This window comes from Dorea sp. 210702-DFI.3.125 (assembly GCF_020560945.1).
In the GTDB taxonomy this organism is placed as follows: Bacteria; Bacillota; Clostridia; order Lachnospirales; family Lachnospiraceae; genus Dorea; species Dorea formicigenerans.
In genome coordinates, this window is the sequence record NZ_JAJCNF010000012.1 from 1 (window position 1) to 14,652 (window position 14,652).

Annotated in this window: 14 protein-coding genes and 3 pseudogenes; 4 read left to right on the top strand and 13 right to left on the bottom strand. The window is 43.1% G+C overall.

From position 1 onward, the window contains the following. Window positions 1-98: 98 nt before the first annotated feature. Together LI164_RS07330 and LI164_RS07335 are read left to right on the top strand one after the other, a co-directional pair. Window positions 99-182: pseudogene (locus LI164_RS07330) on the top strand (Maff2 family mobile element protein); the annotation flags it as partial. A 19-nt stretch (window positions 183-201) separates the two neighbouring features. Beyond that, a pseudogene (locus tag LI164_RS07335) lies at window positions 202-738 on the top strand (VirB6/TrbL-like conjugal transfer protein, CD1112 family); the annotation flags it as partial. Between the two features lies 1 nt (window position 739). On the opposite strand, the pseudogene LI164_RS07340 reads toward LI164_RS07335, so the two are convergent. The 12 genes and pseudogenes from LI164_RS07340 to LI164_RS07395 form a co-directional block, all read right to left on the bottom strand. Continuing rightward, window positions 740-853 (bottom strand): annotated as a pseudogene (locus LI164_RS07340) (antirestriction protein ArdA); the annotation flags it as partial. Between the two features lie 23 nt (window positions 854-876). Further along, on the bottom strand, window positions 877-1,371 hold the full coding sequence (locus LI164_RS07345; protein ID WP_005335613.1) for an antirestriction protein ArdA: 495 nt from the start codon (window positions 1,369-1,371) through the stop codon (window positions 877-879). Beyond that, window positions 1,353-1,598, bottom strand: coding sequence for a hypothetical protein (locus LI164_RS07350; protein ID WP_117605949.1), 246 nt, complete (start codon window positions 1,596-1,598; stop codon window positions 1,353-1,355). The genes LI164_RS07345 and LI164_RS07350 overlap by 19 nt, the downstream gene beginning before the upstream one ends. A gap of 29 nt (window positions 1,599-1,627) precedes the next feature. Next, on the bottom strand, window positions 1,628-1,849 hold the full coding sequence (locus LI164_RS07355) for a hypothetical protein (protein WP_227086948.1): 222 nt from the start codon (window positions 1,847-1,849) through the stop codon (window positions 1,628-1,630). Continuing rightward, window positions 1,849-1,974, bottom strand: a complete 126-nt coding sequence (locus tag LI164_RS07360; RefSeq protein ID WP_117605948.1) for a DUF3789 domain-containing protein — start codon at window positions 1,972-1,974, stop codon at window positions 1,849-1,851. Before LI164_RS07360 ends, LI164_RS07355 begins: the two co-directional genes overlap by 1 nt. Before the next feature lie 4 nt (window positions 1,975-1,978). Then, window positions 1,979-3,229 carry a MobT family relaxase gene (gene mobT, locus LI164_RS07365; RefSeq protein WP_117605947.1) on the bottom strand — a complete coding sequence of 417 codons (1,251 nt, stop codon included), beginning with the start codon at window positions 3,227-3,229 and terminating at the stop codon, window positions 1,979-1,981. A 137-nt stretch (window positions 3,230-3,366) separates the two neighbouring features. Beyond that, entirely contained in the window at window positions 3,367-4,770 is a 1,404-nt protein-coding gene (locus tag LI164_RS07370; RefSeq protein ID WP_227086949.1) for an FtsK/SpoIIIE domain-containing protein, read from the bottom strand. A gap of 16 nt (window positions 4,771-4,786) precedes the next feature. After that, the gene (locus LI164_RS07375) at window positions 4,787-5,179 is read right to left on the bottom strand and encodes a YdcP family protein (RefSeq protein WP_005335625.1); all 393 of its coding nucleotides are present in this window, start codon (window positions 5,177-5,179) and stop codon (window positions 4,787-4,789) included. Window positions 5,180-5,194: 15 nt separating this feature from the next. Continuing rightward, window positions 5,195-5,509, bottom strand: coding sequence for a YdcP family protein (locus LI164_RS07380; RefSeq protein WP_117605945.1), 315 nt, complete (start codon window positions 5,507-5,509; stop codon window positions 5,195-5,197). A gap of 249 nt (window positions 5,510-5,758) precedes the next feature. Further along, a complete protein-coding gene (locus tag LI164_RS07385) occupies window positions 5,759-8,803 on the bottom strand; it encodes a VaFE repeat-containing surface-anchored protein (RefSeq protein ID WP_227086950.1) in 3,045 nt (1,014 codons plus the stop codon). Between the two features lie 145 nt (window positions 8,804-8,948). Then, entirely contained in the window at window positions 8,949-9,518 is a 570-nt protein-coding gene (locus tag LI164_RS07390) for a Fic family protein (protein ID WP_117605943.1), read from the bottom strand. A 53-nt stretch (window positions 9,519-9,571) separates the two neighbouring features. Next, entirely contained in the window at window positions 9,572-9,994 is a 423-nt protein-coding gene (locus LI164_RS07395; RefSeq protein WP_117605942.1) for a hypothetical protein, read from the bottom strand. Window positions 9,995-10,324: 330 nt separating this feature from the next. On the opposite strand from LI164_RS07395, the gene LI164_RS07400 reads away from it, so the two are divergent. Further along, window positions 10,325-11,506: a sugar transporter gene (locus tag LI164_RS07400; protein WP_227086951.1), complete on the top strand. Its 1,182-nt coding sequence runs from the start codon at window positions 10,325-10,327 to the stop codon at window positions 11,504-11,506. Between the two features lie 61 nt (window positions 11,507-11,567). On the opposite strand, the gene LI164_RS07405 is transcribed toward LI164_RS07400, so the two are convergent. After that, complete coding sequence (locus tag LI164_RS07405; protein WP_005335636.1) at window positions 11,568-12,902, bottom strand: sodium-dependent transporter; 1,335 nt, start codon at window positions 12,900-12,902, stop codon at window positions 11,568-11,570. Between the two features lie 333 nt (window positions 12,903-13,235). Here LI164_RS07405 and rlmD point away from each other — a divergent pair, with 333 nt between their 5' ends. Continuing rightward, a complete protein-coding gene (gene rlmD / locus LI164_RS07410; RefSeq protein ID WP_227086952.1) occupies window positions 13,236-14,651 on the top strand; it encodes a 23S rRNA (uracil(1939)-C(5))-methyltransferase RlmD in 1,416 nt (471 codons plus the stop codon). Window position 14,652 lies beyond the last annotated feature (1 nt).

Sequence of the window (14,652 nt, forward strand, 5' to 3'; positions counted from 1 at the left end):
ACTGCCTGACCTGTCCCGCCGGGACGGTTCTCTTAAAAACACCATATAGATTTTTGTACGCCGCCGCCCGCCATCGAGCAGAGTTTTACACCTAGTTGGGGATAAAACAGCTTATGGCGGGCGGCGGCGTTGCCCTTATTGGCATGACCCTTGTACCGCTGCTTTCCGGGCTGTTCGGTTAAGAAGCGCGGGTAAAGGCTTATGCAGAGCATACTTGACGCGATTAACGAATGGATAAAGGAAATCCTCATAGGAGCCATAAACGGTAATCTGTCAACTATGTTCGGGGACGTGAACGAGAAAGTCGGCACTATCGCCGCAGAGGTAGGGCAGACCCCGCAAGGGTGGAACGCAAATATATTCTCCATGATACAGACGCTTAGTGAGAATGTAATCGTACCCATTGCGGGGCTTGTCATTACCTACGTCCTATGCTATGAGCTTATCAGCATGGTAACGGAAAAGAACAATATGCACGACGTTGACACTTCCATGTTCTTCAAGTGGGTGTTCAAGGCGTTTGTGGCAGTCTACCTTGTGACGCACACCTTTGACATCACTATGGCGGTGTTCGATATGGCGCAGCACGTTGTTTCCGGCGCGGCGGGGGTAATCGGCGGCAGCACAGAGATTGATGTTGCCGCCGCCCTTGCTTCCATGCAAAGCGGGCTTGACGCTATGGAAATCCCCGAACTGCTCTTACTTGTCATGGAAACAAGCCTTGTGAGCTTGTGCATCTGTCATTCAAGCCGATACGTTCTGCCATCTCGTCATAATCAACGGGCGGCGTAAACCACGCACCCACAAGCTCACCCTCGTTGTATTTCCCAAGATTGGCGATATAGATTCGCATTTCTTCGATACCACATCACCCCTTTACTGATAGCGGAATACGCCGCTTGTGGTAAATAAGTATCTGTCGTCCATTTCCAGCTCACTACCATAGGAGTGATAGTCGATATGTTTCAACAGTTCGTGAGGAATCTCACCAAAAACATATTCTTCACGGATAAGGTATTCTGCCAGAGCAGCACCGTCACCCACATCATAGTAGCGTATCTCGTCCTTGTGGTCGATAAATTCCTCGAAGCTGGAAAACCATTTCTGCTGAATGGCTTTCATTTCATTGCCGATAGGCGTACCCTCCAATTCCAGCACCATGCGGCAGTTGGCGTTGATTTCCCAAAGTGGCATATCACTGTGTAAGTCAAAGGGCAGCTCATAGTCTGCAATCTCAATCTGTTCTTCATGTTCTACGCCGATTTTTTCTCGGACTTCCTCAAAGTCCACAGGGCAGTTGAACCAAGCACCGGAATATTCTTCGTCACCCTCACGATACGGTTTTGTATTGTTTAACAGGTAGATTCGCATTTCCTGCATGGTCTGTCACTTCCTTTCATCATATCCAGTATTCCCATTATAACAGCATAATCTACACCGAACACATAATGAGAGAATTTTTCTAACTGTTCTTTAGGATATTTAAGCGGTAGCTGTCGTTTGATTTCTTCCCACACTTCACGCTTGCGGTAAGGCAGGTCGGAAACATCATTGCAGCCGATATAGTCTTTCATATCCTCAAAAATATCTTTTTTCATGTTGTCCTCCATTTCCGATTATCAGAGCATTACGCCCCGATAATCTTATTGAATAACTGCAACAGTACGTCTTTCACGCCAGAAGCATTGAACACCAAGCCGACAGCGATTAAGGCAATCACCAAGAATCCGATAAGTTTGGAAAACTCACGCTTGAATCCAAGATACACGCCGATAACAGCGATTGCCATGAGTACTAAGCTCTGTGCGTTAGATAAAAACCAGTTGTATAAGTTCCGTCCGAAATTCATTATTTTCTGCTCCTTTCCATCATTTCAATTTCTCTTTCTGCGGCTGCTCCTGCCTGTACCAGACACATCAACACCACACCTGCTCCAAGTGAGAACAGGAATAAATCAAATAAGATATGCTTCATGTTGTCATTCCTCCGTTTCTGTAATCATTTCCTCTGTGGAAGTTGTCTGCTGTTCAATCAGCTTTTTATGACGCTCGGTGAGCTTCGCATGGTCTAAAATGTCTTTGAGATAAGTTGTGCCATTGGCACTGTCAATCTTCTGTAAGACTTTCCAAGTGGGAGCTACCTGTCTGCTTATCCAGTTCAGCGTCCGAGTGAGCATATAAGGCTCTGGTTTGGTCGTCAATTTCAAACGCCCACGATCAGAGCCGATAAAGTACGCCCATTTCTCATTGGTCTTCCATTCGCTGCGTCTTTTCTCCACCTCCTTGTCAGCGAACCGCATATAACGGTTGATAATGTCAAAAGCGGTACGCTCTGCGTCATGGTAGGTCAGCAGGTCACGCACCCCATAATAGGCTCGCTCATTTTTCAGCCGGATTTCAAAACGGTTCTTGATTTTCGTATCTTCAATCGGAATATCGTATTTCACATACTGCTCATAGTCCTTTTCATAGATACAGAAATAAACCTCTGATTTGAGCGAACCGATATAAAGCGTATTTCCCATTCCGTATCTGTCCTGTTCATTGCTTCTCACCAGCTCACCGCTGCGGTAACTCTTGAAGCTGCGGAATACGGAAATACATTCTTCACGGTTGCATTTCTCTGTCAGCTCTGGAATATCCAAGATTCCTGCCATATCGTTGATGGCAAGGTCAAGACGTTTCATCACACCTCCTTCCATCAGAGCGTCCATGAGAAAGTCATACCAGCTCCTATGCTGTGCCAGCAGATAACTTTCCATCTGCCGACAGCCTTTGCCTTTCAGCTCCAGCAGTGTGCCTTTCTCTTTATCGGGTGATGTCAGCACGAACACATCACCAAGCACATAATATTCCGCATAGGAGTAGAATCCGTAGTCCTCATGTATCATTACATCCAGCTTTAATTGCAGAATATCTTCAACAACGTGCCGAACGTCCTGTGTGGGGAATCGGATTCTGACGTAATCCAAGACCATTTCCAACGGATTCTCTGGATTCAGCTTTTCCAGAGCGTCCGTGAATTTCCCCTTGATTTCTTCTGTCAAGGCTACTTTTCCAGATTCAATCCTGCTGACATACTCACGACTGATACCAGCCATGACCGCAAGACGATTCTGGGAAACGCCGTACTGCGTCCGTTTTTCCTTAAAATCGTTTATCCAATCGGTATCATTCAGTTTCAATCCCTCCAATCGAAAAAGAAATGTGACAGTTACCGATTTTGTCACACTCCTTTGAATGTTTGAAAAGTCCTCTGTTTTCAAGGACTTTTTGATATGTAATTGACTGTTTCCAGATAATTTGTGCCCCCCTGTTAGATAACGGGGGCAGATGGTTGGGGCGGCTTACGCCACCCCAACACAGGCTAGTCCGTACCTGCGTCTTTCGCTTCGCACGCCGCCTGTCCGTCCTGCCTGTTTTGTGACAATCTTCCTATCTCTTTTAAAAAGTCATGTCCTTTGGGTACAAGGGGAGTGTAAAACTCGGATATGACACTGTTTCCCGTATCAACATAGCCACGCCCTTTAATCTGCTTCAAGAAAAAGTCCTTGTCTACTTCACCGAACATCATACTGTACCCAAGCTCCGACATACGCCCAAGAGCCACACGGAAATTGAACTGGTCACGGATTCCATCACCGAGATACTTTGCGTCTGGACGCTGACAGGCGAGAATGAGAAAATATCCTGCCTGTCGTCCGAGCATGACTATCTGTTTCAGCTTGTTAAGAACAGCAGCATTTTCCTTTGTGGTGAGCATTTCCATGAACGCCACATATTCATCAAAAATAAGGAAGTGGGGCGATAGTCCTAAATAGGCATAGTTTTCACCTGTCCTGTAATTCTCCATGAGCTTCATTGCTTCACTTCTTGCCATCATACCGTCATAGAATCTGTCAATACAGGCGGTTATATCGTCTTTCTTGTACCAGACTTCCGGCATGACAACGGACAAATCCGCAAGGTCGGCGTTCTTTGGGTCTAAAATATACATGACCGCATTGCTGCGGAGCAGAGCTTCAATGATAGTAAGGATAAAGTAGGTTTTACCACCACCAGTGCCGCCAGCAATTAGCATATGTGGGAGCTTGTCATACTCCCACCAGACATTTTTCATCAGACGCAAGCTGCCATGTTCAGCCTGTACCTCATTGATAGTGATTCTGTTCGCAATCGTATCATAGAGCAGCACATATTCCACATAGCTGTCTTTCAATTCTTTGGAAACCAACTCACAGTATAAGCCTGTTTCCAGCTTCTTTTCCAAGTGTAAAAGCTGGTCTTGATATTTCCCTAATGTAATTTCCGTACGGATATATAAAAGTCCATGCTCCATATGGTAATACAGTTTTGGAAAATAGGTGATTTTCTCTTTTTTAGTAGTAGCTGGCAAGTCCTTGAAGAATCCGCTATCCTGTGTGGATTCCGATTCATACCAGCCATTTTCCAACAGCATACGAGCCAGCTTTTGACGGTGAAAGAGCTGTTTCACTCTGTCATACTGGAATCTGCGATAGAAAAGGGTAGCCAGTACACAGACCAAAGCTGCCAAAACGATAGTCATTATCCTATATGGTGTGACCGTCAGATGGACACTGCCATCTTGAAAAAGCGAGATTACTTTCCAGTCCGTAGTGATGATTGTTTTTAGGTTCAGCAGCATAACCACCGCAAGGAACAGCAGGAGCAACGAACCAGCCGAGAAACGAAAAACCAGCGATTTGTCACTGGCTCTGATACGATTCCTACGTTTATTGAATTGTGGCATAGGCTAAATCCTTTCCTTATTTTTTATGCTGTGGCTGCTGCGGATTGTTGGGAGCGTGGTTATTTCCGGCTGGCTGACCGTTCTTATTCTTCAAGACAATATCATCTGCTTTGATATACCAGTCAACGTCTGCACCTTGAAATGTAGCGGTTGCCACCGTATCAGCTACAGGATTGATGATTTCCACCTCTGTGTTGTAGTCAAATTCCTTTAACGGAACAGAAGCCGGAATACTCACCTGTATCATGCGTCCTTGCTCCGTACACTTCAAATCGTAGGTACGTTCCTTGATTTCTTGAGAAACCGTACCGTCCTCATTCTGGATATGTACCTCTCGTCTTAATGCGGAGAATTTCAATACTCCGAAAGTCTTTTCCTTGTCAATGATGATTCCGTTTGCTAATCTCATAATGTTTCTACCTCCTTATGCTTTCACCATATCGTCAGCCGATAAGATATAGTTTGTGAATCCTCTTGTACCGATTTTGTAACCCTCTGCGGTGATTTTGGGACTGATAAGTTTTACTTTTTCCTCTGATTCAAAATTCTTCTCACCAGCAGAAGCAGGCAGCACCACGATAATATCATCTGCCCTCTGTACGTCCGAATAAAGGTTGAAGCTGCGGGAAACAACCGTCATACGTCCGTTGATCCTACGCTGTTCCACCTTATTCTCACCTGCAAACTCTAAGTTCCCGAATGTCTTTTCCATGTTTGGGATAACGTGTTTTAATTCCATAAATTGTTTACCTCTTTTCTTTTTGATTTTGATTGATTTGTTATATAGTGTCATTCTGCTATCGAGATAATATCTGTCTGCCTGTGAATTATCAAGGGCAAGCGTTGTGCTGAAAGCGCCCTTGACAATCCCCATTCAGAAAGATAAATCGTAATCAAGCAGAAGTTAGATATAATGTCAGCCACAGACTGACGTTTCCATCATAGGCGGTGAACGGGTTGTTGCTTTCATAAGCTGTTACCTCCCGTATCAGTCAGATTTCTTTACTCTGCGGAATCTCTTATATCCGGCAAAGATAAGACCAACAGCAGAAATTCCCATCATAGCGAATAATGCGACAAATGGCGTATTATCACCTGTTTTTGGTGAATCGCTTGTCTTTGTTAGTGTGCTAGGTTCTTCTGGTGTCGTAGGGGATTCTGGCTTCTCTTTGATAGTTACCGTCTGCCCCTCGTCCTTGATGTCCTTATGTTCAGCTACTTTGATAGGATTGTCTGGATTGGTTACGTCATATAATTCTTCAAAGGTCACAAGCTCTTTGCCGCCAAGCTCCGAAGCATTGAATATAAATTCAATCTGAACCTCCATTTTAGAATCCTCGGCAGTAAAGGTAAGGTCATTTTCTACACGCTTACCATTCACTAGAAGTTCTGCATTTTCAGACTTCACCATTTCCCAACCTTTAAGAGTGTATTTCACGCCTTTTTCCAAACCGTCTAAAGTGACCGTATCAACGATAGTTACTTTGTCGTCTACTTCAATCGTCTTTTCACCTGTTGCCTTATCGGTAGCGATTGTGTGCATAGTGATGATACGTTCCGTAATCGTCACTGTTTGCCCTTCGTCCTCAATGTCCTTGTGTTCTGCCACCTTTGTAGGCTCGTCTGGATTGGATAAATCGTATAATTCCTCGAATGTTACTAGGTCTTTTCCTGCAAGCTCACTGGCATTGAATGTAAAGGCAATCTGGACTTCCATGCTAGAATCTTTTGCAGTAAAGGTATAGTCACTTTCTACAGGTTCACCGCCAATCAAAAGCTGTGCGTTTTCAGACTTCACCATTTGCCAGCCTTTCAACTGATATTTTGTGCCTTTTGTCAAACCATCTAAAGTCACAGTATCAACGATAGTCACGTTCTTTCCAGCAACGATTGATTTTTCACCTGTCACCTTATCTGTGGCAGTCGTATGGATAGTGATTTCTGGCTCGTATTCATCTGTAAGCGTACCTAAATCCACGACTACTTTATTTCTTGACACCACTACATCAAATGCCGGAATTAGCGTCATTCCCTTGTTGGAATCGCAGCGTAATTCTTCGATTGTGTAAGTATCATAGAGCAATGCACCTTTGCTGTCGTCTGGTGTGGAAGTACCGAACCAGATACCGTCCTCACTGGTCTTTCCGGCGTTGGTATTCTGCTTATGAGATACCCAATCAGAGGAAGTGGAAAACTGACCATTTGCGTCTGTCACAATGATATGGCTCTCACCAGTCGTCTTGCCTGTGATCCTAAAGGGAACATTCGCAAGTCGCTTGTGAGTGCCAGCACCGATTTTTACACCCTCAATATCTCCACGCTTAATCTGGTTGTAGATGGAATGTGCTTCATCTGTTAAATCCACGATTTTTCCATCTTCTGTGATTTCAAATTCAATCGGTTTTGCACCGTCCGTCAAATATCCCTCTGGGGCGTTGCTTTCCTCAATACGGTATTTTCCGTATGGTAATGTATCGGCGGCAGTTGTAGCGATACCGTCAACGCCAGTATGGATTGTTTTGACGACTTCATTCTTGTTGTATAACTTGCCATCTACCAAGACAGCGTTATCATTTAAGGAAATGATTTCAAAGGCAGTATCTTTCAAAGTCGCACCGCCTTGTGCTTTTGTATCTTTGGTTTCAAGGTCACGTTTCTGGATTTTGACACCGCCACGGATAACCTTGTCTAATACGGAATACTGGTTGCTGCCGCTTAACGCTGCAAGCTCACCATCTTCTGTAATCTGTGCCACATAGACACCTTTTATCTGTTCAGAACTTCCGGCAGCCTGCATATAAGCACCCTCCAATAAGTAACCGTTTGGAGCTGTCTTTTCTTCTACAGTGATAGTACCAAGCGGCAAGCAGATAGTACCATTCTGTGTATAGAAGCTGTCACCCAATACCTTGTAGGAATCGGCTAATCTTGTGATGTAATGGACTTCATTGTTGCTGTCTTTTTCAGCGATTGTCTTTGTCGTCCATGTGCGTGTTGGTTCTGATGGAAGATTGTCTTTTGTATAGTAACCGTCATAATACTTCCAGACGAACTCCGCACCCTCTAAAGAAGCGTTACCCTGTGGCGTAGCTTTGGAAATTTCCATATCAATCTTGAAAAGCTCAACCAAAGTGTCAGTGACTTTTGATTTGTCGCTGACTTTTAAAGTCGTAGTTTCATTAACCTTGACCGTCATAGTATAGACGTTCTTATCTAACTGGAATCCCTTTGGAGCTTTCGTTTCTTTCACATAGTATGTCGCAGCTCTTAATTCCACAGTGTCCGTATTACCATTGGCATTTGTCGTAAGTGTGGCAACAGATTTCGTGCAGCCTTTATCAGAATAGACACCATAAGTCGCACCAGAGAGAGAATAGCAGTCATTCCCGTTTGTGACTGTGGTATTACTGGAAGATTTCTGAATCTTGCCATTGCCGACAGCCAGCTCTGCGAAGAACTGTCCTAAATTCTGCCCCTCACCAGTGTAGATATAACCGTAACAGTCATAGCGTCCTTTATTTTCTCTTACAAAGGCTTTCGCTCCGGCGAATACTTCATCTTGCACGGATTTTGAGATTTCATCATAGGAAGCTCGTACATTGTCACAGCTCCACCCAAGATGGACGCTCAATCTCTGCCAGACTACAAGCTGGCTTAAAAGGTAGGCGTGCTGGCTGCTCAATCCTGTATGGCTTTTCGTATACTGTTTGACGTATTCAAGAGATAAAGCAACGTCCTCTATCTGGTAGGCAGTCATGCGTGTACTTGCGTCACTTCTGGTCTTATATCCATTCTTAAAGCCTGTGTTGATGTCGATACAATAAGCGTCCTCGCCCTCAACGGTCATATGCCCCTCATTAAATGTAGAGCCGATAGAACCATCATTCATTACTTTCTCAACAATGCCGACACGTTCCTCCGATTCTGTCCAGTATTGTGTTTCCGCAGCATGGACAGCAGTTGTGGGTAGAGCAGTAAAGACGGTTGCGAGAGTAAGAACACCTGTAAGCAATCGTTTCAATATCTTATTCATTTTTTGATTCTCCTTTCATTTGGGTAAAAAAATAGACGCTCATTTCTGAACGTCTGGAAATAAAAAAGGAATACCGTTTTTCAAGTATTCCTAATTCTATATGTTATTTAACTGTATTTATGTGATATGAAGTTGTTTGCTGCTGTTATGCCACTATTTGTTGTTGGTATCTCAATGGTACATTTCCATCTTGAAATGGGTGAATACTTTCATAGCGGGCATGAAATTCGGCAAGTATTTCTAGGGAAATATCCTGATTATTGTACCAGGCTAATAATTGTGATATTTCATCGGATACCTGGCTTGGAAGTACTGTTTCATATATGCCTATCATGTTAGGACGTTTTTTATAATCGCCGATTGCGTAGCCATTTGCGCGATCTTCGAATACCCCGCTTTTTAGCTCATAGTGAAAAGCTTTAATTAGTTCTTCTGTGAGTTCGAGGTCCAGAGTATCAAGCATTTTATTGAACATTAGGAAATGACCATTCATTTCTTCTACATCTTTTGCACGGTAATAGTCTTCAGATTTTGGGAGGACTCCGGTATCAAAGAGAGAGGCGGTCTGTTCCTCGGTCAGGGTACTTCCTTCAATTTTGTTGGAGTTATATGCCATTAAAACTTGGATAAAACCATAAATCCCAGAACGCTCATGTTTTGTATATTCAATTTTGAAGTGTTTTAATAGAAAGTGTATAAATGATGAAGTATTCATGAATGTAAGCTTTCTTATTGTTTATATTATCTTGGATATGATTAAAAAGTAACTTAATATTCACCGTATGCATACAGTGCCTTATTTTCTTGCGAATTCAGTTCATTTATTACGATTATCTGAAATATAATAACATCTCCTGTAACATAATATATTCCTGGTTCCATCAATTCGACCTCAAGTTTTCGGAAATTTTTCAAATGCCGAATCATTTTATCCGGATAAGAATTGCTAATAAATGTAATTGTTAATTCTTTCGGTTGTATATCACTTTCCAAGTCTATATTGGATAAATAAAAACAGCCATCGCCATAGCCTTTGTAAAAATCATTAATTGTCAAAGTTTCGCCTGGTTCTTTATATTCTATAATGTTATATTTTCGAAATATTCTTCCAATATTTTTTTGTATCCTTTCGCCTTCTTTCACTTTAATAATAAGTTTATTTAAGCTAGTTGTTTGTTTTTCGCGTTTCATATATCATTCCTCCCATTATTTATAATAATATATTTTACCTATTTTAACATGAATGATATATTTATACAATTGTTTTTATGCTAATAATATGTTTTTGGTATTATGTTTTTGTATAGTAATCTGTCACTATAATCTCAAATTAGATGTACTGTACGTAAAAAGGGGTGTGAAAAAAGAAAAGTCCAGAAAAAAGAGGGGCATGGAATTTAGAAATTCATTTTAGGTTCAACTATTTTAGATATATACTTTATTGACACTGTGCAACGCCTTATACTATAATTGTTCGCGGGCAAATAATGATTTTTAACATAATTGGAAAGGATAATATAGATGAAGACGAAGATGACTTTACGGGAGTGGCTCCCGTTGATCGGTATGACGATTTCAGCGTTTTTGGTAAATACTTCGGAATTTATGCCGATTGGGCTTTTAACGGATATTTCTAATGAGTTTCATATGACGGAGGCTCAGGCGGGCGTGATGATTACAGCCTATTCCTGGACTGTGACGTTATTGTCGCTGCCGCTGATGTTGTTAGTGTGCAGGATACAGCCGAAGAAATTGCTGCTTGGAACGTTAAGTGTGTTTGCGGTATGTCAGGTGTTGTCGGTAATTTCAAGTGGCTTTACATTTCTTGTATTGTCACGTATTGGTGTGGCGTGTGCACATTCCATTTTCTGGGCGATCGCATCACCGGTTGCAGTTCGGGTTGTGGCGAAAGAGCATCAGTCAAAGGATCTTAGTGCAATTATTACTGGAACGTCAATTGCCATGGTAATAGGAATGCCGCTTGGCCGAATGATCGGACTTCAGATCGGCTGGCGAATGACATTTTTATGTGTGGCGATAGTTTCATTTCTGGTACTTGGCTATCTGGCATTTGTATTTCCGAAGCTGGAAGGAACAGAATCATTTTCCGTGGGCCAGCTTCCGGAGCTTTTCAAAAATGCAAGATTGATGAGCATTTATGTAATTACATTTCTTGTGGCGACCGGATATTATACAAGCTACAGTTATATCGAGCCGTTTTTGCAGAAGGTAGCAGGGCTTCCGAGTAACTGGGTAACTATGGCATTGATGTTATTCGGAGTAGCGGGGCTTGGAGGAAGCTATTTGTTCTCAAGATATTATGATGATCATCGGTATGCTTTTGTTCAGACTGTTATGATTGGTGTTGTGGCAGCTCTGCTGCTCTTATATCCAGCTTCTGTCAATATGTATACCGTGATTTTGGTATGTGCTGGATGGGGACTGGCGATTATGGCATTTCAGGTAAGCTTTCAGGCAGAGTTGATTGGTTGTGTCTCTGCGGCTGCATCATCTGTTGCTATGGCAATCTTCTCAGGAATTTTCAATCTGGGAATTGGCTGCGGAACCTGGTTTGGCGGAACAGTGTATACAAAGATTTCGCTGAAAGATATAGGATTTGCAGGTGGAGTGATTGTGGCAGTGGCGACTTTGATCTGCATGGCAAGATTTCGAGTTGGAGATAAAGCAGAAAGCGCATCATAGAATTTGATATGTAGAAAAAGAATCGGGATATTCTATCATGTAGAGTATCCCGATTTTTTTGTTAGCCAATCCCGCCAAGTGCGATTCCAAGAATCAGTACGATAAAGCAGATTGGTACATAGATGTATTTGCAGACAGGAATGAAGTATTTGGTGAATTTCCGTTCCCGGCCTTTATTGACTTGTTCTTCGACGTAGCTTTTCTTACATACCCAAAAGAACATGATTCCGGCGAGTCCCGCGCCCAGTGGACAAATGTATATAGAAAGAATATCCATCCATGTGGAGACGATGCCTTGAATCAGAAGTGAAACGATGATTCCGATTGCTGCAATGACACCGCATGCAGGTACGCGGGATAAATGTAGTTTTTCCTGTACCGTTGCAATTGGTGCTTCGTATAAGTTGATCAGTGATGTCATCCCTGCAAGGAATACGGCTGCAAAGAAAATGATTGCAATGATCCGGCCTCCCGGCATGGAACGAATCAGATTCGGCAGGAAGATGAATAATAGTCCCGGTCCTCCCTGATTTAACTGTGCTCCGGTGGTTGCCATAGCTGGAATGATGACCAGGGCTGCAAGGACTGCGGCGATGGTGTCAAAAAGTGCTACTTTTGCGGCAGAAGCGGGTATATTTTCCTTATCTGACAGGTAGGAACCATAAATCAGAGTTCCATTTCCCGCAACAGACAGGGAAAAAAATGCCTGCCCAAGAGCAAATATCCATGTAGACGGAGATGCCAGCATTTCCGGATCCACCCGGAAAATGTAGCGGTATCCGTCAATGGCTCCCGGCTGGAATGCAACGTAAACTGCCAGAATAACAAACAGGCAGAAGAAAAGCGGCATCATGATTTTACCGGCACGTTCGATTCCGCCTCCGACACCGAGCATGAGGATTAACATGCAGATAATCAAAGCGCCAATCTGCCATCCATTATTTCCAAATGCAGAAGCCATACTGCCAAAAGCATTTCCATATTCTTCTACATTATCTGGGGCAAGAGTCGAACCGGTCAGGGTACCGATTGCATATTTGAAAATCCAGCCCATAACGACGGTGTATCCGATTGCCATTGCAAGGGAACCGAGAACTGGAATCATGCCAAGGGCTTCTCCGAGTTTTCGTTTGCCGTTTGTCTCGCAGGCGCAGCCAAATGCGTCGACCGGACCAGATCTGGTAGCACGGCCAAAGCTCATTTCTGCAATGACTCCAGTGAAGCCGATGAGGGCAACAAAAAATATATAAGGAATCAGGAAAGAGCCGCCTCCGTAAAGGGACACTCTGGTTGGAAACATCCAGATATTTCCCATGCCGACGGCGGAGCCGATGCAGGCGAGGATAAAGCCCCAACGACTGCCAAAAGATTCGCGATTGTGTTGATTAGTACTCATTTGATATCTCCTTTAAATAAAAACATGATTTGATTATAAAAGGTTGCGGGGAAAATGTCCACAATTTATAATAGAAGGTAACTATTCAGAACCCCTTGAAATAAGAAAAATTGATGCGTCATGCTTGCATGTAAGTAGCGGTTTTTCTTATTTCAAGGTGACTCGAATAGAGTTACCACCCCACATATGAGCAAAATTAGCTGCGTAGCAGTGGGAAAGCACGAGTATCGTGCGGTTTTGCGAATTTGTGTGGTGGGGTTCTGAACAGTTATAGATGAAAGAGGAGAGTTACTGTCAGAATATATATGAATGGTAACAGGTAAGTAAGAAATTATGAAATGTAATATATCGAAGAAATGTGGTGGCTGCCAGTTTCAGGGTATTCCTTATAAAGAGCAGCTTAAGAAAAAGCAGAAAAAAGAACAGAGTCTTCTTGGAGCGTACGGGAAGGTCTGTCCAATCATCGGAATGGAGAATCCATATTATTACAGGAATAAAGTGCATGCGGTATTTGACCGTGACCGGAAAGGAAATATTATTTCCGGTATTTACGAAGAAGGAACGCATAGAGTAGTTCCGGTGGAGAATTGCCTGATTGAAGACGAAAAGAGTCAGGAGATTATCCGGACGATTCGTGGAATGTTGAAATCATTTAAAATCCGGACATATGATGAGGACACAGGTTATGGACTTCTGCGTCATGTGCTGATCCGCCGAGGCTTTTCTACAGGAGAGATTATGGTCGTCCTTGTCACAGGTTCACCGATTTTTCCGTCGAAAAATAATTTTGTGAAAGCGCTTAGAAAAGCGCATCCGGAGATTACGACCGTTGTGTTAAATGTAAATGACAGACAGACAAGCATGGTTTTGGGAGACCGGGAAAAGCCGATTTTCGGTCCGGGGTTTATTAAAGACAGATTATGTGGCTGTATGTTTCGTATTTCACCGAAGTCCTTTTATCAGGTCAATCCGGTGCAGACAGCGATTTTATATCAGACTGCCATCGATTATGCCGGCCTGACAGGAAAAGAGACGGTGATTGATGCGTATTGCGGAATTGGAACGATTGGGCTGATTGCTGCGAAGAAAGCCGGTAAGGTGATTGGCGTGGAGCTAAACAAAGATGCAGTAAAAGACGCCAGGATCAATGCAAAAGAGAACAAGATTACGAATGCTGCATTTTATCAGGGAGATGCCGGAAGATTTATGGTTGAGATGGCAGCGAAAGGTGAGAAAGCCGATGTGGTATTTATGGATCCGCCGAGAGCCGGAAGTGATGAGAGATTCTTATCTTCTGTTGTAAAGTTATCTCCGAAGAAAGTCATTTACATTTCCTGCAATCCGGAGACGTTGGCAAGAGATTTGAAATATTTGACAAAACATCATTATAAGGTGGAAAAGATTCAGCCGGTTGATATGTTCCCGTTCTGCGATCACTGCGAGACGGTTGTCTTGCTTTCCAAGGGTGAGGTCGACTCGAAAAAGATTCGGGTTGAGTTCTCTTTGGAAGATATGGATATGTCCGAATTTCAGGATGGGGCAACCTATCCGCAGATCAAGGAGTATGTGTTGGAGCATACCGGGTTAAAGGTGTCCAACCTCTATATCTCACAGATTAAACGAAAATGTGGGATTGGGGTTGGTAAGAACTATAATCTGCCGAAGTCCGAGGATTCCAGACAGCCCCAGTGTCCGCAGGAAAAAGAGAAAGCAATCCGAGAAGCATTCAAATATTTTGGGATGATCTAAC